The 19,886-nt window shown below is 39.2% G+C and carries 17 protein-coding genes, 2 pseudogenes and 1 riboswitch; of the genes and pseudogenes, 16 read left to right on the forward strand and 3 right to left on the reverse strand.

Annotation, left to right across the window (positions count from 1 at the left end; all coding sequences use genetic code 11):
* The first annotated feature begins 207 nt into the window (after nucleotides 1-207).
* The 7 genes from ACQKKK_RS10455 (at nucleotide 208) to ACQKKK_RS10485 (ending at nucleotide 9,795) form a co-directional block, all read left to right on the forward strand.
* Nucleotides 208-849: an FMN-dependent NADH-azoreductase gene (locus ACQKKK_RS10455; RefSeq protein WP_061463396.1), complete on the forward strand. Its 642-nt coding sequence runs from the start codon at nucleotides 208-210 to the stop codon at nucleotides 847-849.
* Nucleotides 850-966: 117 nt separating this feature from the next.
* Nucleotides 967-2,763 (forward strand): oligoendopeptidase F, encoded by a 1,797-nt coding sequence (gene pepF / locus ACQKKK_RS10460; RefSeq protein WP_427616092.1) that lies wholly within the window; start codon nucleotides 967-969, stop codon nucleotides 2,761-2,763.
* Between the two features lie 233 nt (nucleotides 2,764-2,996).
* A complete protein-coding gene (locus ACQKKK_RS10465; RefSeq protein ID WP_427616093.1) occupies nucleotides 2,997-5,243 on the forward strand; it encodes an AAA domain-containing protein in 2,247 nt (748 codons plus the stop codon).
* Between the two features lie 288 nt (nucleotides 5,244-5,531).
* Nucleotides 5,532-6,530 (forward strand): LLM class flavin-dependent oxidoreductase, encoded by a 999-nt coding sequence (locus tag ACQKKK_RS10470; RefSeq protein ID WP_427616095.1) that lies wholly within the window; start codon nucleotides 5,532-5,534, stop codon nucleotides 6,528-6,530.
* Between the two features lie 91 nt (nucleotides 6,531-6,621).
* Nucleotides 6,622-7,644, forward strand: a complete 1,023-nt coding sequence (locus ACQKKK_RS10475; protein WP_427616097.1) for an LLM class flavin-dependent oxidoreductase — start codon at nucleotides 6,622-6,624, stop codon at nucleotides 7,642-7,644.
* A 92-nt stretch (nucleotides 7,645-7,736) separates the two neighbouring features.
* Nucleotides 7,737-9,482 carry an aminodeoxychorismate synthase component I gene (pabB, locus tag ACQKKK_RS10480; RefSeq protein ID WP_427616099.1) on the forward strand — a complete coding sequence of 582 codons (1,746 nt, stop codon included), beginning with the start codon at nucleotides 7,737-7,739 and terminating at the stop codon, nucleotides 9,480-9,482.
* 100 nt (nucleotides 9,483-9,582) lie between these two features.
* Nucleotides 9,583-9,795 (forward strand): hypothetical protein, encoded by a 213-nt coding sequence (locus ACQKKK_RS10485; protein ID WP_427616100.1) that lies wholly within the window; start codon nucleotides 9,583-9,585, stop codon nucleotides 9,793-9,795.
* Between the two features lie 456 nt (nucleotides 9,796-10,251).
* Here ACQKKK_RS10485 and ACQKKK_RS10490 read toward each other — a convergent pair whose 3' ends face one another.
* Nucleotides 10,252-11,646, reverse strand: coding sequence for a PLP-dependent aminotransferase family protein (locus ACQKKK_RS10490; protein ID WP_427616102.1), 1,395 nt, complete (start codon nucleotides 11,644-11,646; stop codon nucleotides 10,252-10,254).
* A gap of 133 nt (nucleotides 11,647-11,779) precedes the next feature.
* Between ACQKKK_RS10490 and pdxS the strand changes: the two genes are divergently transcribed.
* Both pdxS and pdxT read left to right on the forward strand, forming a co-directional pair.
* Nucleotides 11,780-12,667, forward strand: a complete 888-nt coding sequence (pdxS, locus tag ACQKKK_RS10495) for a pyridoxal 5'-phosphate synthase lyase subunit PdxS (RefSeq protein ID WP_089364659.1) — start codon at nucleotides 11,780-11,782, stop codon at nucleotides 12,665-12,667.
* Between the two features lies 1 nt (nucleotide 12,668).
* Nucleotides 12,669-13,268, forward strand: coding sequence for a pyridoxal 5'-phosphate synthase glutaminase subunit PdxT (gene pdxT, locus ACQKKK_RS10500; protein WP_427616104.1), 600 nt, complete (start codon nucleotides 12,669-12,671; stop codon nucleotides 13,266-13,268).
* 137 nt (nucleotides 13,269-13,405) lie between these two features.
* Here the strand turns inward: pdxT and ACQKKK_RS10505 are convergent.
* Both ACQKKK_RS10505 and ACQKKK_RS10510 read right to left on the reverse strand, forming a co-directional pair.
* Nucleotides 13,406-13,804, reverse strand: a pseudogene (locus ACQKKK_RS10505) (transposase); the annotation flags it as partial.
* 42 nt (nucleotides 13,805-13,846) lie between these two features.
* Nucleotides 13,847-14,053 (reverse strand): annotated as a pseudogene (locus ACQKKK_RS10510) (IS5/IS1182 family transposase); the annotation flags it as partial.
* Nucleotides 14,054-14,208: 155 nt separating this feature from the next.
* On the opposite strand from ACQKKK_RS10510, the gene ACQKKK_RS10515 reads away from it, so the two are divergent.
* The 7 genes from ACQKKK_RS10515 to cysC all read left to right on the forward strand — a co-directional run bounded on the left by ACQKKK_RS10515 (nucleotide 14,209) and on the right by cysC (nucleotide 19,882).
* On the forward strand, nucleotides 14,209-14,955 hold the full coding sequence (locus tag ACQKKK_RS10515; protein WP_427616105.1) for an SDR family NAD(P)-dependent oxidoreductase: 747 nt from the start codon (nucleotides 14,209-14,211) through the stop codon (nucleotides 14,953-14,955).
* A 172-nt stretch (nucleotides 14,956-15,127) separates the two neighbouring features.
* Nucleotides 15,128-15,715, forward strand: coding sequence for a TetR/AcrR family transcriptional regulator (locus ACQKKK_RS10520; protein ID WP_427616106.1), 588 nt, complete (start codon nucleotides 15,128-15,130; stop codon nucleotides 15,713-15,715).
* A gap of 222 nt (nucleotides 15,716-15,937) precedes the next feature.
* Complete coding sequence (gene ssuE / locus ACQKKK_RS10525) at nucleotides 15,938-16,471, forward strand: NADPH-dependent FMN reductase (RefSeq protein ID WP_427616107.1); 534 nt, start codon at nucleotides 15,938-15,940, stop codon at nucleotides 16,469-16,471.
* Nucleotides 16,472-16,746: 275 nt separating this feature from the next.
* A riboswitch (SAM riboswitch) is annotated at nucleotides 16,747-16,853 on the forward strand.
* A 198-nt stretch (nucleotides 16,854-17,051) separates the two neighbouring features.
* Complete coding sequence (locus tag ACQKKK_RS10530; RefSeq protein WP_375166291.1) at nucleotides 17,052-17,168, forward strand: YezD family protein; 117 nt, start codon at nucleotides 17,052-17,054, stop codon at nucleotides 17,166-17,168.
* 187 nt (nucleotides 17,169-17,355) lie between these two features.
* The gene (locus tag ACQKKK_RS10535) at nucleotides 17,356-18,060 is read left to right on the forward strand and encodes a phosphoadenylyl-sulfate reductase (protein WP_427616216.1); all 705 of its coding nucleotides are present in this window, start codon (nucleotides 17,356-17,358) and stop codon (nucleotides 18,058-18,060) included.
* 30 nt (nucleotides 18,061-18,090) lie between these two features.
* On the forward strand, nucleotides 18,091-19,239 hold the full coding sequence (sat, locus tag ACQKKK_RS10540) for a sulfate adenylyltransferase (protein ID WP_427616108.1): 1,149 nt from the start codon (nucleotides 18,091-18,093) through the stop codon (nucleotides 19,237-19,239).
* Between the two features lie 43 nt (nucleotides 19,240-19,282).
* A complete protein-coding gene (cysC, locus tag ACQKKK_RS10545; protein ID WP_377397090.1) occupies nucleotides 19,283-19,882 on the forward strand; it encodes an adenylyl-sulfate kinase in 600 nt (199 codons plus the stop codon).
* Nucleotides 19,883-19,886 lie beyond the last annotated feature (4 nt).

A 19,886-nucleotide genomic window follows, 5' to 3' on the forward strand; every position in this document is an offset into this window, starting at 1 on the left:
TGCTCTCGGTTTCTTTGGCTTTGGGGTTGTAAAAAAACAGGAGGAAATTCTTGAAATGCCCATTTTAATATTAAAAACATATTTCTTGCCTTATTGGATTAGCAGTTTTATAATGTGAATGTAGTAATTGCAGTTAATTCGAGATATATGGATTGAATATTTTTGAAACTGTCCTATTTTTCATGGCAATTATATAAAAATTAACTATTGGGGGAACTGACAATGTCTAAAGTATTATTTGTTAAATCAAATGACCGTCCAGCTGATCAAGCTATTAGCGTGAAAATGTATGAAGCGTTTTTGAACACTTACAAGGAAGCGAATAGTAACGATGAAGTAACTGAATTGGACTTATTTAAACTGAACTTACCTTACTATGGAAATACAGCAATTACTGCCCTATATAAACGCAGTCAAGGTATGGAATTGACTGAGGAAGAAGTGGAGATTGCTGATATCGTGCAACAATACTTGAATCAATTCCTTGCTGCCGACAAAGTGGTATTTGCCTTCCCACTATGGAACGCAACGGTACCGGCTCCACTTGTAACATATATTTCTTATCTTGCTCAAGCGGGTACAACTTTTAAATACACTGCTGAAGGCCCAGTTGGTCTTATTCCTGAGAAAAAAGTGGCTGTACTTAATGCTCGCGGATCGGATTATGCTTTACCTGGAATGGAAGCTGCTGAAATGGCAGTGAAATACGTAACGATGAATTTAAAATTATGGGGCATAACGAACCCGGAAACCGTTGTTATCGAGGGACATAATCAATATCCAGACCGTACACAGGATATCGTTGCAGAAGGATTGGCGAAAGTTGCTGAAACTGCTGCAAAATTCTAATTGATAAAAAGAAAAACCAGTATGTATTTTTAGCATACTGGTTTTTCTATGCAGATTTTTCTGAAAGTCGATTATAATAAAGGGTAAGCCTATAAGTCTGAAAGGAAGTGCCATAATATGCAAACGTTTAAATCACGGAATGAAATCAAAGAAGAAGAAACATGGAACTTAAAGGATATTTACGATGATCAGGCCAATTGGGAAAAAGATTATCAAGAAGTCCTTAGTATGACAGAAAAATTAAAAAATTATGATGGGCATATTCAGTCTGCTAAAGATTTGTTCGAGTATTTACGATTAAGTGAGGAGCTCGGCTACATTTATAACAAGCTATATGTATATGCCATGCTGCAAACAGATTTGGATACACGTGTTACCTCATCGCAGGCATTACTTGATAGAGCAGGTCAGTTAGGGCAAAAAATTAGTAATGCATCTGCATTTTTCATGCCATTTCTTTTGAGTCTTGAAGAACAAACATTAAAAGGGTACATAAAAGAAATTGAGGGCTTAAAATATTTTGAAGAAGATCTACTGGATTCCTATCGCTATAAAGCCCATGTGTTAACGAAAGAACAAGAAGAGGTCCTTTCCCAAGTAGGTGAAGCCTTTTCAGCACCACAAAAAACGTTCGGGATGATCAACAATGCTGATATTAAATTTGGGGAAGTCACGAATGAAGACGGCGAAAGGGTTGAGCTTACACGAGGAATGTATTCCAAATTGATTGAACACGATGATCGTGATAGAAGAAAAGAGGCGTATATCGCATATTATCAGCCATATGTACATTTGAAAAATACCATCGCTTCCACACTTTCTACAGCAATCAAGAATAATGTGAATCTTTCAAAACTAAGAAATTATCCATCTGCCTTGGAAAAATCCTTATTCGGAGATCAAGTTCCAAAAGAAGTATATGATAATTTGATTATGTCTACTAAACAAAATATCGGACCCATGCATAAATACATCAATTTAAGAAAAAAATTGCTCGGGGTAGAGGAACTACGTGCATATGATTTAAGTGTACCATTGGTCGAAGGTGCTAAAGAGGAGATTTCTTACGAGGATGGTTTTGCTTTGATGGTGGAAGCATTGAAACCTCTAGGCGAAGAATATATCACAATCCTAAAAACCTTTAAGGAAAAAAGATACATCGACGTCAGGGAAACACCTGGAAAACGTTCAGGCGCTTATAATTTAGGACTTTATGGTGTTCATCCGTTCATCTTATTAAATCACCGTGATGATTTAGACAGTGTATTTACACTTGCACATGAATCCGGACACGGCATGCATTCGTACTATAGCTCAAAATACCAACCGCAAATAAGTGCAGGGTATTCCATTTTTGTTGCTGAGGTTGCGTCCACTGTTAATGAAATCCTGCTGATTCGTCATTTAATTAAAACAACACAAGACGTGCAAAAGAAAAAACACTTACTTAACCATTTCATAGATAGTTTTAAAGGAACATTCTTCACACAGGTGATGTTTGCGGAATTTGAAAAGATCGTACATGAAAAAGCTGAAAATGATGAGCCTCTAAATGCCGAGGTTTTTAACACAGCTTATGAATCGATATTCCGTGCTTATAATGGAGATGAGATAATTTTCGATGAAGAAGTGAAGTTTGGCTGGTCACGCATCCCACACTTTTATCGTCCGTTTTACGTCTACAAATATGCCACTGGTTACGTTTCAGCTATTACAATCGCAGATAAGATCCTATCTGGAGACCAAAAAACTCTTGAAAGTTATTTAACCTTCTTGAAAAGCGGGAGTTCCGATTTCCCATTGGAGCTGCTTAAGAAAACAGGCGTTGATTTGACTAAACCTGATCCCATAGAAAACGCCATGAGGATTTTCAGTGATCTTGTCGACGAATTCACAGGGTTGTCAGAGGGCTAATCTAAACCATTTCTTCCAAAAGAGCCCATGGTAAGTCTGCTATAAAAATGCTATAGTTACTTTATTGGCGTATGAGAGGCCCAATCTATTGATTGGGCCTTCTTTCATATGGTAAAAAATAGGTGCCTTTGTGAAAAAGGTCATAGGGACAGTAAATTATTCTGCATCAAAGCCTAGCCAATGGGCAAGTTTCTTTATACTTCAATGGCATATTTTGTGAGGAAAGTGAAAAAATGAATTCAACAGTTAATTTTATAAAAGAATGGCAGCAGGCACTTCAGCTTGAAATCCTGCATTTAAAAAAATATGGCAGCACAAAATACCTGGTTTCGAACGGTCATCTGCTTACAAGTGACGGTTCTTTCAGCTATTATTTTGAAACAGGTTCATCGATAAAAATTCCAGTCGGTTCAGTCGTTCGACTTGAATGGGGAGGAATTAAACAGGATGGCAGGATCCTCTCATCGGAAGGAAAAAGTATAATCATTGTTTTTGATCGCTCGTTAGGCGATATGATCGGCGAAGCCTTTTTATACCATGATCCATGGGAATTGCTAGAACAATTGATTATCCGCTTGGACGAAATCAAGAGAAGCAAAAAGAAAAGGCTTCGGATCAAACGCCTGATGGATCCGTCTATGCCGCAAAAACATCCTGTAAATGAAAAACTAAGCAGTGTGAAAGAATTATATGCACGCTCGAAGTTCAATCCTGTCACATTCGTCTGGGGTCCACCTGGAACAGGAAAAACCTATACATTGGCACGTACAGTAGCCAATCATTATTTACAAGAGAAAAAAGTGTTGGTCTTGTCCCATAGCAACCAGGCTGTCGATGTTTTGATGGCTGAGATTTCTTCATTCATTAAAAAGAAAGATCTTTTCAAAGAAGGCGATGTGCTTCGCTATGGGTCTCAGATCGGTGAATCCCTAGCCATACATGATGATATTGTTACGGGACAATTATTAGGTAAACATGAGCCGGCATTAATTAATGAAAAAGAACAGCTAGCAGAAGAGAAACGTTTATTAAAACATGACTTGTCTGGCTCCTTCAGCAAAAGGGATACGGATCAATTAATCGAGATAGAGAAAAAACTGGCAAAAATCTTGGAGAAAATACGCCATAAAGAGATGCAATTCGTAAAAGAAGCAAAAATCATCGGAACGACCTTGGCTAAAGCCGCAAATGATGAAACGGTTTATCAAAAGGAATATGATCTAGTAATTTTAGACGAAGCGAGCATGGCTTACGTACCACAGGTGGCTTTCGCTGCAGCGTTATCCAAACATATTATCGTTTGTGGTGATTTCAAACAATTGCCCCCGATTGCTTCCGCTCGTGATTCACTCGTGAAACTTTGGCTGAAGGAAGACATCTTTCATCGGGCGGGTGTCGCTCAGTCTGTGGAGGAAGGGGAACTTCATCCTCATTTATTCCTACTAAAAGAACAGCGCCGCATGCATCCGGATATTTCAGCATTCACTAATCGTGTCGTCTATAACAATTTTGTAGGTGATCATGAAAGTGTTGCGACTAGCAGGGAGAGCATAATGCTGGCGGAACCGTTTGCCAATATGGCAGCAGCACTTGTAGATACTAGCTTATCAGGGGAATATTGCATCACTGAACGCACATCCCACTCGAGAATGAATATATGGCAATTACTTTTATCTTTTCAACTGATTCATGAAGCTTATGTGGGAGGGACAAGGTCAATTGGTTATGTCGCTCCTTATCGTGCTCAGGCAGACTTGATGGAAAAACTATTGGATGATTTATATGCCAAAGAACGGCAAACGGCCGATATCATCGCTGCAACTGTACATCGTTTCCAGGGAAGCGAACGGGAGATGATGATTTTTGACACAGTCGATAGTTATCCGCAAAACAGGGCAGGAATGTTATTGACCGGAAGAGAAAGTGAAAGGCTCATTAATGTGGCAATAACAAGGACTAAGGGTAAGTTCGTACATGTTAGTGACACTTCATTTGTTAACAAACATGTTTATCGCAGCAAAACACTTCGTCAACTTGTCGATCATCAAATTCAAAATGATCAGATTGTGTCAAAGAAAGACATTGGAAAATGGGTTAAACACCAGCACCCGAAATTAAAGTGGATGCATGCCCGTAAGTTAGGAGACTTTCTGGAAGATATTGATTCAACAAAACAAGAGATGGTAATGGCAGTGCCGGATTTGAACAGTTTGTCGGCAGAATGGCAAGGGTATTTAATGAAACGAAACCCTGAAGTGAAATTGACGATCATATCAGCAAAAAAGAACCCTGATATCATCTCTGATCATTTTATTTGTTCACCAGTTTCCTTTTCCTTTATCATCTTTGATAAACGAGTTATTTGGTTAGGTTTGCCTATAGAGTCCAATAATCGGATCCAACCCCCATTTATAGCAGCTCGTTTGGATTCGCAAATAATGGCTGGTGAATTACTATCTCAATTCAAAAAAAGTGAATAGCTCTGGAAAGGCCCTATATTAGGGCTTTTCTTTGTTTTTAAAAGTAAATATTCCTTAAATGACCTCGATAGAATATATATTAATACGAACACCTTCCAAAATATTTATATATTAAACCAAAGACCTCGCCAGAATATATAATCCACTCACAAACTCCAGTATGGATTCAACTCCATATAATTTCCGCTAAAGGTTGCAAACTAAAATAACAAAGCAAGCATTTAAGGCGACTTTCGGCTAGTTATGATTTACCATTACGTTACGAAAGACAAGAAAGGAGGTAACAATATGAAACTGGGCATTTTAGATCAATCACCAATTGCATCCGGACAATCAGCACAAGAAGCATTGCAGGCTTCACTGCAACTTGCACAAGAAGGAGATAGACTCGGTTATAGCAGGATCTGGTTAACTGAACATCATGATCTGCCGGGATTGGCCTGTTCCGTTCCAGAGGTATTGATAAGCTATATTGGTGCGCAAACAAAAAATATCCGAATTGGATCTGGGGCAGTTTTGCTTCCGCATTATAAGCCATATCGGATAGCAGAGATTTATAATATGCTTGCCACCCTATTTCCAGGCCGGGTCGATATGGGTATAGGACGTGCTCCTGGGGGATCTGCCGAAGCTACGATGGCATTATCCGATAATTTTTTGCAGAATGTTTACAAAATGCCAGAACTTGTTCAGGAACTGTTGAATTTTCTTAGAAATGAATTTCCGAAAGAACATTTGTTTTCAAATACCTCTGCTGCTCCTATCCCAAAGGAACCGCCTGAACCGTGGATATTGGGAACAAGCGGAAAAAGTGCAAAACTTGCTGCTGAAAATGGTACTGCATACGCATTTGGTGAATTTATGAGTGAAAATGATGGATTGAAGAGTCTTCAACAGTACCGTGAAAACTTCCAAACAAAAGGTTTTCTTAAAGAGCCCAAAACGATCGTTTCGGTTGCAGCCATATGTGCAGAAACCGAGGAACTTGCGAAAGAAATCGCTCTTAGCAGCACCCTTTGGAAAATACAAAGTGGACAAAGGGAAAGAAAACAGGTTCCAAGTATAGAAGAGGTAAGGAATCATGATTGGACTGAAAAAGAAAAAGTACTGATGGAAACCATGCATGAAAAACTGATTATGGGTACACCTTCTCAAGTGAAGTATCGCCTTTTGGAGATTCAGGAGAAATATCAAGCAGATGAAGTAATGCTGATAACCATCACTCATAAATTGGAGGACAAGCTGAATTCTTATCGTTTGATTGCTAAGGAACTCCTTAACAATTAATCCCTTCGAGCATTTTATGTGCATTTTGTGTGCATTTTCTATATGATGACTTTGCGTCCAATTAATATCATAATTGAAAGAAGTTGAAGATATGAATGCTGATCAACATGGAAAAAAACTTAGCGACATTTCTTTTTCCGTACTGGACCTGGCTTCCATAGTTGAGGGCGGTACAGTTTCGGGAGCTTTTAAAAATACTGAAGATTTAGCAAAACATGCGGAGCAATGGAACTACAACCGTTTCTGGGTTGCAGAACACCATAGCATGCCAGGGATCGCAAGCTCTGCAACATCCGTGCTGATAGGCTTTGTTGCAGGGAAGACAGAAAGAATTCGTGTGGGTTCTGGAGGCATAATGCTACCAAATCATGCACCACTGGTTATCGCAGAACAATTTGGAACATTGGAAGCAATGTATCCTGGTAGAATAGATTTAGGACTGGGTCGCGCTCCGGGAAGCGACCAATTTACTGCCATGGCGCTCCGGGGTGATGTGCGTAATAATGGACAGGATTTCCCTGAACAATTGGCAGAGCTCCGGAGTTATTTAGATGCGGATTCCAAGCATAATCGTGTTCGGGCCATCCCTGGCGAAGGACAGGACATCCCGATTTGGCTGCTTGGTTCAAGCGGTTTCAGTGCAGCATTATCGGCACAGCTGGGATTGCCATTTTCATTTGCAAGCCATTTTTCCCCTGAAAATACTCAACCAGCTTTAGCTCGTTACCGCAATAATTTCCAACCATCCAACGTTCTAGATAAACCTTTTGTGATGGTTGGCGTTAATGTATTTGCAGCTGATACTACTGATGAGGCACAAAGGATTGCCACATCTTATCAACAGCAGTTTTTGAATTTGATAAGGAACACACCTGGCCAACTTGCTCCTCCAGTTGATACGATGGAAGGCATCTGGACAGAATATGAAAAGGCCATTGTCATGAAACAGCTGAATGCCTCCATTATCGGAAATCCGGAAGAGGTAAAAGAGCAGTTGCAGACCTTTTTAGATGAAACACAGGCGGATGAAATGATTATAAACTCTGCCATATATGATCAGAATGCACGCCTTCGTTCTTATGAAATCATTGCAGAAGTTACTGGAATGAAATAAGTGTCAATGAATAAGCTTGCAGATCACATGTCTGCAAGCTTTTTTATAAAATACATACCGATTGACTCTTTAAACAAAGTTAGGAGAGAAGAATGAAACGAGAAGATCCTTTATCCTTAATATTTCACTTCACAGATAAACAAGGTGAGAGCAGGCCGCTCTATTTTTCGAAGCCCAAAAAAGTGTTCACTGCCCATTCCATTGGGGATGTCCTTCCTCAATTTCAAAAAGTCCAGGAAGCAATCGAGCAGGGGCATTATGCAGCGGGATATGTATCCTATGAAGCGGCACCTGCTTTTGAAAAATCTTTTAAAGTAAAAGATGGAGCCAAAATGCCATTATTATGGTTCGGTATTTTTGATAAACCGGAAGAATTACCTGAAAAAATGCCCGGGCCTTTTAAGTTAGCTGAATGGCAATCAGAAACGGATTCAACTACCTATCATTCGGGCTTTCAAAAAATAAAATCCGAAATTGAGAAAGGTAATACGTATCAAGTGAATTATACGATGCGTTTGCAATCCAAGTTCGAAGGGGACGACTTCGCTTTCTTTGATCGTTTGAAGAGAGCTCAACGATCGAATTATAGTGCATATTTGAACGTGGGGACGCATCGAATCCTCTCGGCATCACCCGAGTTATTTTTCCGCTGGGAAGATGGCCAGCTAATTACAAGGCCTATGAAAGGAACGGTAAAGCGGGGAACGACATTGAAAATGGATCAGTTCAATGCAGATTGGTTAGCAGCCTCTGAAAAGAATCAAGCTGAAAACTACATGATTGTGGACCTGCTCAGAAATGATTTGGGAATGATTGCAGAACCAGGAAGCGTCAAGGTTCCACAACTTAAGGAAATTGAAAAATATCCGACCGTTTGGCAAATGACATCCACAATAACAGCTGATACGAAACCCGGAACAACAATCATTGATATATTCAAGGCCCTTTTTCCATGTGGTTCGATAACAGGTGCACCTAAAATAAAAACGATGGAAATCATCACCGATATCGAGAATTCACCACGTGAAGTTTATTGCGGTGCAATCGGGTTTATTACCCCTGAATCCGAAGCTGTTTTTAATGTGCCGATTCGAACGGTCGTGATCGAAAAGGAAACAGGTAATGCCGAGTATGGGGTAGGCGGGGGAATCACTTGGGATTCCGAGTTAACCGAAGAATATGACGAAGCCTTTTTAAAGGCCAAATTATTGACGGTGGAAAGGCCTGCCTACGAATTATTGGAATCGATGAAGCTCAGCGATGGCGAATATTATTTGTTGAATGATCATATCGATCGAATGAAACTATCTGCTGATTACTTCAATTATCGGTTCTCTGAATTGAATCTTAGAGATGAACTCCAAAAATATGCGGATTTAAACCAAGGTATGTTGCAAAAGGTAAGGGTACTACTTAAAGAAACTGGTGAATTTGAAGTTACCGGACAAGCAATAAAGCCCCTTGATTCAGAATTAACGGCAATCTTGGCTGAAGCTCCTATATCAAGTGGAAATCCCTTTCTTTTTCATAAGACGACTAATCGAGATGTATATGAAGGGTTTCAAAGGAATAATCCTGATTTCCATGACGTTCTACTTTGGAATGAAGAAGGATTCATCACGGAATTCACGAACGGGAATGTAGTGATGAAGATAAATGGTGACTTCTATACCCCTCCAGTGGAATCAGGTCTGCTCGCTGGAACTTTTCGTCAAGAATTAATAAGGATGAAGGAAATCAAGGAAAAACCCATTTTTAAAGCTGACCTTAATAACGCTGAGGAAATTTGGTTTATTAATAGTGTGCGAGGGAAATTAAAAGTGAATTTAACATTCTAAGCTGATTTTCCCTAAAAAAATTATGTAATCTCCATGGCTGTTTGTTGCGTTATAGGTAGATGATGAATACTGTTTCATACATATTCTAGGCGGGACTGCTATGGAGAAGCAAAAAATCGCAGGTTTATCGATGACGGAGCGGAAGGCGAAAGATCCATTACTTAAAAATCTTATAAAGAAGGATGGAGTTTTCTGTTTCAATCCAAATTTCGGTGCCGATCAAGAAGATCCAATCGTCCAAGCGGAACAGGTTAAATCGGCAGAGGACAGATTGGATAGATTCGTGATGGATCAATATTTATCTAATAGTTAAAAAAGAAGCTCACGACAGTGAACTTCTTTCAGACTGTAGACAAACTCGAAGAAAAGCGAGTTTGTCTGCAGTATTTTTTTAAAAAAACGTCTCAGTTGTTTTCAGCAGGAGCACTTTTTCGTCATACGTAGCTTAATTCGAACGCCTACGCATTTTTTTCGTCCTACACCACACTTTATTCGACCGTCTGCGAAATTTTTTCGACCATCACCGCATTATTCGGATTCCAGAGCATTCTTTTTTGCGGTTCATATTGAAATCTGCTCCCTTTCCGCCGGCTTCTTGCCAAACCTCCTCACCGCAAGCATCTAGCGGAGTCTCGGTTCCAGACATTCGGCAGGAGTGTCGCAAATTCTTCAATCTAATGTGGTTTCATCACAAATATAAGTCTTGTATTAAAATCATGGTAACCATTCCGAACCCATTTTTTCGACAAACTTAAAGAAGTTCGCGTCTTTATAAACCCCATGATTTCAATAAAAGGTGAATGGCCTTTTCCAATTCATCTTCAGGAATCCCCGCGAAGCCCAATATAATTTTTGGAGGATTTTCGTCAATTTTTTCGATTGAATATGTGGAAAGTCCATAAATTTTAATTTGATCTTCGTTTGCCTTTTGAATAAGTGTCTGTTCATCCATGCCGTTCTTAACGATGAGGACGATATGCAATCCTGACCGCTCTCCAATGATTTTTATTTGTTGATGGGGTTTAAACAGATCGATCACTTTATCCAACTTGCGCCGGTAAACTTTTCTCATCCGATTCAAATGCTTTTCGAAATCCCCTTCTTTCATGAACTGTGTCAATACATGTTGATCAATCCGAGAAACGGTTGAATGGTAAAAAGATAATTCCTGTTGATGCATTTGTAACAATGGAGCGGGAAGAACCATATAACTGATCCGAATTGATGGCATCAATGATTTTGAAAATGACCCTAAATAAACCACCTTATCACCAGCATCCATACTTTGTAATGAAGGAATTGTTTTTCCACTATAACGAAATTCACTATCATAATCGTCTTCGATAATATAGCGGTTAGCTGCCCCTTGAGCCCAATTCAACAATCGCGTCCGTCTGTTAACGGATAGGATCGTCCCATTGGGGAAGTGATGTGAGGGAGTGACATACACGACGTCGATCTTTGAATCTTCAATTTGGTTCACTTTTACGCCTTCTTCATCAATTTGAAGTGGATGGACTTCATTTGGGTAGCTGCGTAAAATCCGGTGAATCAAGTGATACCCTGGATCTTCAACACCATAGATGGCATTTTTATCGAAAAGAAGGACAAGCTGCTGCAATAAAATTTCCATTCCTGCACCAATGATGATCTGTTCGGGAACACATTGTACACCGCGTGCATGATACAAATAATGGGCAATTTCACATCGTAATTCATATTCCCCTTGAGAATCCCCCAGTAAAAGAAGATCTTGATGCGATTCATCGATTTTGCTTTTCGTGTATTTTCTCCATTTTTCAAACGGGAAGTGTTCCGTGTCAATTTGGCTGGGATGAAAATGATAAAGCAATTCCCCTTCTTTATGATTGATTTGTTCCAAGGATACTTGGTTAGTTTGTGTATACTCTAAATCCTCGAATGTTTGAATATAGTACCCTTTTCGTGGTATGACTTCAACGTATCCTTCAGCAGTCAATTGTTCATATGCAGTCTCGACAGTATTTTGACTTATTTGAAGGAACTCTGCCAATTTCCGTTTGGAAGGCAGCTTTGTACCGTAAAGAAGACGGCCATCAATGATTTCTTTTTTAATATATGAATATAATTGTTCGTACAAAGGTACTTCACTTAACCGATTTAAATCACAAGAAAGCATATTCATTTTGTTTCCACCTTTTAGAAAAATTTATGCTGAACCCATTAAGTTTATTAAAACTGACACTTTCAATGCGGTCAACTATTTTCTATACTAAATCTAACAAATCTAAAAAATGCAAATATTAGGAGGAAGAGAAATGGAAAAATTATTAGGAACTGACACAGTAAAAAGAGGAATGGCACAAATGCAAAAGGGTGGCGTAATCATGGACGTCATTAATGCAGAACAAGCAAAAATCGCTGAAGCATCAGGTGCTGTCGCTGTCATGGCATTGGAAAGAGTTCCTTCCGACATCCGTGCGGCTGGCGGGGTAGCAAGAATGGCAGATCCGCGAATTGTTGAGGAAGTAATGAATGCTGTATCCATCCCGGTCATGGCTAAAGCAAGGATTGGCCATATTGTTGAATCAAGGATTTTGGAATCCATGGGAGTGGATTATATTGATGAAAGTGAAGTGCTGACTCCTGCCGATGAAGAATATCATATTTTAAAAAGTGATTTCACCGTTCCATTCGTTTGTGGTTGCCGTGATCTAGGCGAAGCTTCACGCCGCATTGGCGAAGGAGCATCGATGCTTCGTACAAAAGGAGAACCAGGTACGGGTAATATTGTGGAAGCTGTGCGTCATATGAGAAAGGTACAGTCCCAAATTCGTAAAGTGAGCATCATGAGTGATGATGAATTAATGACTGAAGCAAAAAATATCGGTGCCCCTTTCGAAATTTTAAGAGAAATCAAACGGACAGGAAAACTGCCTGTAGTTAATTTTGCAGCTGGCGGAATTGCCACTCCAGCAGATGCAGCACTTATGATGGAATTGGGAGCAGATGGCGTATTCGTGGGATCTGGTATTTTTAAATCGGAGAATCCAGAAAAATTCGCATCGGCAATCGTTCAAGCTACTACATATTTCACCGATTATGAATTGATTGGTCGGTTGTCCAAAGAGTTGGGCAGTGCAATGAAAGGAATTGATATTTCTAAACTAGCTCCAGCAGAACGGATGCAGGAACGTGGATGGTAATATGATAACTATCGGTGTTTTGGGATTACAGGGTGCAGTCGAAGAACACTTGAACCAAATCAAAGCTGCCGGCCAACAAGCAATATTAGTAAAAAAACCCGAACAGTTGCATGAAATCGATGGCTTAATCATTCCAGGTGGAGAAAGCACTACGATGAGAAAGCTAATGGATCGATACGGATTTTTGGAACCGATTAAAACTTTCTTCGAACATAAAAAACCTATTTTCGGTACATGTGCAGGGATGGTATTGGCGGCCAAAGAATTGACTGGTGATGAGAAGGCCTATCTTGAACTAATGGACATTTCCGTGAAAAGAAACGGATTTGGACGCCAAAGGGATAGTTTCGAGGCCGAACTATCAATCAAAGGACTGGAAGAACCTTTTAAGGCAGTTTTCATCCGAGCGCCATTCGCGGATGGAATTGGAAAAGATGTGGAGATATTGGCTGTTTATGAAGAGAATGTTGTGGCTGCGAGACAAAAACATGTCCTTGTCAGTGCTTTTCATCCAGAATTAACAGGGGATGATCGTTTCTTGCAACTTTTCATAGAAATGGTGAAGACATCCATAATTAAAGAAGAATTGAAAACCTGTTAAACAAAATGAAGCTGTCCTATTATTAGGACAGCTCAGTTTGTAGACAAAAGGGGTTCGGAATGTTTAATTCCGGACCCCTTTTGAAATCCCCTTTGAATTTTGAGATTAAGAGATTGGGCCTCTACGAGTCCTCTATATTAAGCCATTCTTGGACTTTGCCATGTCCAATTGGCCATCTTCTTTACATTCATGGCAGCGAAAGTAAGCATCGCCTGCATCGACAATTTTTTAAGTCCCCTTAAAGTAGTCCAACGCATGCCATGCTTTTCTTTTGCATCTGCGAAAACACGCTCAATCGTTTCTTACGTTTCGCATAGATAGGTTTTACATCTTGATGATGACGTAAATGATCTGCTTCTTCTATTAATCTTGCCAAATATGACGTGTCACTACTTTTTGATGGTCTTTACTTTCGGTACACTTTGATAAAAATGGACATGTCACACAAATGTGTTTGGGTGATTTGTGCTCGCAATAGCCCTCTTTATTTGTTGTTGAGTACTTTAAAATCCCGCCCGATTTTGGCAAAGGTAACAAATAGATAACTTGTAATCGTCGGTGTTTTATAAGCTGGTATATTGAATGAATGTCAGTTTAACTAAAATAACTGAATCAATACTTGGGCGCCCTATCTCCTCTGAATACATATCTTCCACCAAGTCATAAATGAAAGTGAAGTCAATGGTCGCCTCAATTTTACGAACCAAATGGTTCGCTGGCACCAGTTGATCCAAAGTAATCATTTCAAGTTGATCTCGCTGAATAGAATGATGTTTCGAAAGCATCGTCATCACCTCAAGTTTTAATACTCCTATTTTATGCGCTATTGACTGAAAGCGATTAAAATAATATATTGCTTGAATTTACTATTCTTTAGTCCTATAATAAATAAGTAAGTATTTACTCACATATTTATTTTGGCATTGAAAGGGGAATGTATATGACAGCAAGAGTTGCAGTTATTACAGGAGGAGCAAGCGGAATTGGCCGAGCAACATGCTTGAAATTCGCAGCAAAAGGGGACAAGGTCGTTGTTGCGGATTTTAATGATGAAATGGGACAGGAAACCGTTGAACGGATTATAGCGGATGGCGGAGAGGCCATTTATGTAAAAACGGATGTTTCTAAGCATGAAGATGTTGAAGCGTTAATCAATAAAGCGGTGGAAGCATACGGAAGGATCGATGTCATGTTTAATAATGCCGGCATCGGGGGTGGTGGGATGATCCTCGATCAAGATATGGAAGGGTACTTCAAAACGATTGGAGTGAACCAGCACGGCGTGGCCTTTGGAATCATGGCAGCAGCACGAAAAATGAAGGAACTAGGTAACAATGGTGTCATTATAAATACAGCCTCTGTGTTTGGCTACTTAGCTTCTCACGGGACTTTCGCCTATCAGGCGTCTAAAGGCGCCGTAAGGATGATGACACAGACAGCTGCTTTGGAATTGGGTGCTTACGGAATACGCGTAGTGGGTATTGCACCAGGCGGTGTTGACACTCCTATCATACAAGGCTATAAAGATATGGGAATCATCGATAAATTGAATGCAAGTCAAATGCGCGGTAAATTAATTAAACCAGAAGCAATCGCAAATGCTGTCTATCTATTATCTTTGGAAGAAGCGGATGCAATCAATGGAAGTGTAGTCATGGTTGATGATGGCTATGCATCTTTTAAATGATTTTCTGAAAAAGAAAACATCGTCGCATTCAGACGATGTTTTCTACATATGATATATGGGAATATTGATTTCTATAGATCAAAGGTAATATTGACCGATTAGCACCATCGAGATATCATGGAAAATAGATTGGTGAAACCGGTCTTATCTTTATAAAAGAAGGTTGATATTTTTGAAAAAAGGGCAGCAAACCAAAGAACGAATCATAAATATAGCCCGGACGCTTTTTGCCACCAAAGGTTTTGACATGACAAGAACGAATGAAATTGCCTCTGCATGCAATGTTTCCGAAGCTACTATTTATAAATACTTTGAAAGCAAAAAAGATTTGCTTCTGGCAACAATTACTCCTAATGAAAAAGAGGAGTCTGAAGACGGGACTAGCTATCTATCTACGGATGATCTTGTAGAGAATCATGTTTGCACCATGATAAACAAAATTCTGGAAAATAAAGAACAGTTTTCGATATTATTTCGGGAAACGCAATTCGATCAAGATATTTCAAAGCAATATGTGGATCAGATTTTCAAGGCGAATGCCAGACATGTAGAAATACAAAAGAGAATAGATAGCGGAGAGATACACTATATTTCTGATATTATCCTATTTAATGTAGGGATCATTTCTTTCACATTGGCATTATCCACTCATTATGAGATTCATCAACAGAAAAAGGAACCATATTTTACTGCTGAGCGAATTAAGAGCATTGCTCAACTTTTGGTTTATGGTATACATGGAAAAAAAAATCATACATAATGTAACGGTCATATTAAAGGCATGAACATCAAGCCGTAAATATGACCGTTTTATTTTTAATGGGAAGCGATCATTCTTGTTGACGAAGTCAATTTGTGAATTAAATAAACCGAGTGTAAGATTTGACTTATATTTTTCAGACTATTACGATAAATGCATACTGCATGATATGACATTATGAGGATCTTATCTGGAAATCATGTTACATGGAGGGGATTTATAATGAGCGAAATCGTAATTTTATCAGGAAGTCCAGCGGTTCCATCAAGAACGGACATATCACTAAAACATATTCAATCTTTAGTTGAAAACGAAGGATTTACCACAACTTATTACTCAATTACGGATTTCTCAGCAGATGATTTATTCGAGGGGAGGTATAATAGCGAAGATATTTTAAAGCTTTCAGAAAAAATTCAAGAAGCTAGAGGAATTATTATTGGTTCACCAGTATATAAGGCCTCATATACAGGTGTATTGAAAGCCTTGATTGATTTGCTGCCAGAAGGGGCTTTTAAGGGAAAGCCAGTACTGCCAATTATGATTGGCGGAAGTAACAGGCATTTACTGGCGATTGACTATGCGCTTAAACCATTAATTTCAATATTGAAAGGCGAGCCGTTGCAGGGCATATATTTTGTGGATAAGGAAATAGATAAACAGAATTCAGAAAACCCGATAAATGATTTGAATTTAGTTGATCGAGTTCAAAGTCAGGTTCAGGAATTTGTAGAAGCGATTCAATTAAGAAATTAAGACTGCAGCGACTTCAACAAAAGGACTGGAATTCGAATAATTATTTTTTTAAATAATGCTAGACGTCAATAATAGGCTAATTAATGAAAATAGGCTCATTTTTTTGGAGACTTTATCTAAAAAAACGAGTCTATTTTCGTATTTAAATGAACATAAAATCATAAATGGAATAGTGTGTATAAAAATAACAGTTCATCCATTATATTAAACCAAGTTATTTTATAAGAAAACTCCATTGACAAGGATTTAATATGTGTTAATATTTAAAATAATAAAACTTATCCAGAGTGACGGAGGGAATTGGCCCTTTGAAGTCCAGCAACCTGCATGATATGCAAGGTGCTACCTCCAACAAAATGTTGATCATTTTGGAAGATAAGGTAATGAATATTTACCTTGGAATCTTTCTATTATGGAAAGATTTTTGTTTTTCGAAAAAATCATTGGCAAACCATAACAATGTAAGGTTGTTTGGAATTATATAAATTTAAGAAATTCATTAATCAGCGTCGAAAATAAGATATTCACGGAATTTCTTAAAGGGGGAACAGGTTTGGATAAAGAGAATCAGCTTGTAGAAATATTTGAACGACTTCAAGAAATGCTTAATTCAATGAAATATGGATCCATTACACTTATTGTTCAAGATGGTAAAATCATTCAAATGGAAAGAAATGAAAAACTAAGAATTAAATAAGGTATCTGCTGACTAGAAAAACTAGAGGCGGGTTTAACTGATATAAAGAGAGTATTGGTTAGATTCGTCTCTTTTTCCTAAGCTTATATAAACTCGAGAAGAATACAACGGGTATTGATCCACAGTTACTCTAACCTGTGAAAGATAGAGCAAGTTCTTAGAGGGGGCAATAAAGTTGGCTGCATTAATAAATTATGAAAATTTCAACACCGGGGATTTACCTATATTTCCTGAAGATAGTGAGACAAAAGGTGCTTTGGAAGTTCTGCAATGGGCGAATGAACAATATGGAAACAAACTCATTTATGCCTGTAGTTTTGGTATTGAAGGAATTGTGCTTACGGATTTATTAGCGAAGGTCAACCCTTCGGCAAAAATTGTTTTTCTGGATACTGATGTACATTTCGAGGAAACTTACCAACTGATCGATCAAGTGAAAAAGCGATATCCAAAGCTTTCGATCGAAATGAAGAAACCTGCCTTGACGCTTGAGGAACAAGCAGCGGAATATGGGGATGAATTATGGCTTAGTGATTCCAATAAGTGTTGTAACATTCGAAAAATAATTCCGCTTACTGATGTGCTTTCAAATGCAACAGCCTGGCTTTCGGGACTGCGGAGGGAGCAATCCGAAACAAGAGCTCTGACCGAGTATATCAACAAGGATAATAAGTTCAAATCGATTAAAATATGTCCACTCATTCATTGGACATGGAAAGATGTTTGGCGTTATGCTCACAAAAATGGACTTCCATATAATATCCTGCATGATAATGGATATCCGAGCATTGGCTGTAAAACGTGTACGGCACCCGCCATCAATGCCGATGACTTACGCTCAGGGCGTTGGCAAGGAGCGCAAAAAACAGAATGCGGATTGCATTTATCTTAAAATAAATAGAAATCATAGGGGGAAATTAGCATGACAATCAGTCTACCGCACGGAGGAACATTAATCGATCTTTGGGAACCAAAATATGATTTTAGTAAAATAACAAAGTCAATCGAAATTGATGAAATAGCATTAAGTGACCTTGAATTGATTGGCACTGGTGCCTACAGTCCGATTAAAGGATTCTTTACGAAAAGTGACTATGAGGCAGTTGTCAAGGATATGAGGCTTAACAGCGGCCATGTTTGGAGCATCCCGATTACGCTGCCTTTGACTGAAGAAGCTGCAGAAACCCTTACTATAGGTGAAGAAGTAACGTTGACTCATGAAGGTGAAACATATGGGGTTCTATCCGTTTCCGATATTTACACTCCAGATAAGCAATTGGAAGCGACATTAGTATATCAAACTGATGATGAGAAGCATCCTGGAGTGAAAAATTTATATAACCGCGGCGATGTATATGTCGGCGGGGAAATAAAGTTGATTAAGAGAATAGAGCGTCCGCTATTTCAAGCTCATTATTTGGACCCAGTTGAGACAAGGAAAGCTTTTGCTGAAAAAGGCTGGGAAACGGTTGTCGGATTCCAAACGAGGAACCCGGTTCACCGTGCGCATGAATACATTCAAAAGACAGCGTTGGAGATTGTCGATGGCTTATTCTTAAACCCTCTTGTAGGGGCCACTAAATCCGATGACATTCCGGCAGATGTACGAATGGAGAGCTATAAAGTGCTGCTTGAAAAATATTATCCCAAGAATCGTGTCTCCCTTGCGGTTTTCCCTGCTGCCATGCGTTATGCAGGACCAAGGGAAGCCATTTTCCATGCGATGGTTCGTAAAAATTATGGTTGCACCCATTTTATCGTCGGACGTGATCATGCGGGTGTGGGCGATTATTATGGTACATATGATGCTCAAAAGATCTTTGGGAATTTTAACGCAGATGAGTTAGGGATCACGCTATTATTCTTTGAACATAGTTTTTACTGTAAAGCATGTGGCAATATGGCTTCAGCTAAAACTTGTCCGCATGGAAAGGAAGACCATGTCATCCTGTCCGGAACGAAGGTAAGGGAAATGTTGCGTAATGGAGAAATTCCTCCAGCTACCTTTAGCCGCAAAGAAGTCATCGAGGTATTGATCGAAGGTCTGAAAAAGAATGAAGTTTTTAACTGAATGGTCACAAATTGAAGGATCACATGAAGAGGGGGATTATAATATGAGTAAAAGTACGAATGTCACTTGGCATGAAACGTCATTGACCAAGGAGCTCCGTCGGAAGCAAAACGGGCATGAAAGCACTGTTCTATGGTTTACAGGGCTCTCGGGATCCGGAAAATCAACGATTGCTAACGCGGTCGCAAAAGAGTTATATAATCGGAATATTCGAAGTTATGTTTTGGATGGTGATAATATCCGCCATGGTTTAAACAAAGATTTAGGTTTTTCTGAAGAGGATCGAACCGAGAATATTAGGCGGATTGGTGAGGTTTCCAAGTTATTCGTGGATAGCGGGCAGTTCGTATTGACCGCCTTCATATCCCCATTCAGGGCAGATCGGCAGATTGTACGTGATCTACTCGAAGAAGGGGAGTTTATTGAAGTATACATAAAGTGTCCGATCGAAGAGTGCGAAGTGCGTGATCCAAAAGGTCTTTATGACAAGGCGCGTAAAGGAATCATTAAAGATTTTACCGGAATCGACTCTCCTTACGAAGAACCAGAACAACCGGAAATCATTTTAGAATCCGACCGATACAGCATTGAAGAGTGCGTTGAACAGGTAATCGGCTATTTGACAGCAAAGAAAGCGATCTAATCAA

Origin of the sequence: Peribacillus sp. NPDC006672, assembly GCF_050274955.1 — a bacterium.
Lineage (GTDB): Bacteria > Bacillota > Bacilli > Bacillales > DSM-1321 > Peribacillus.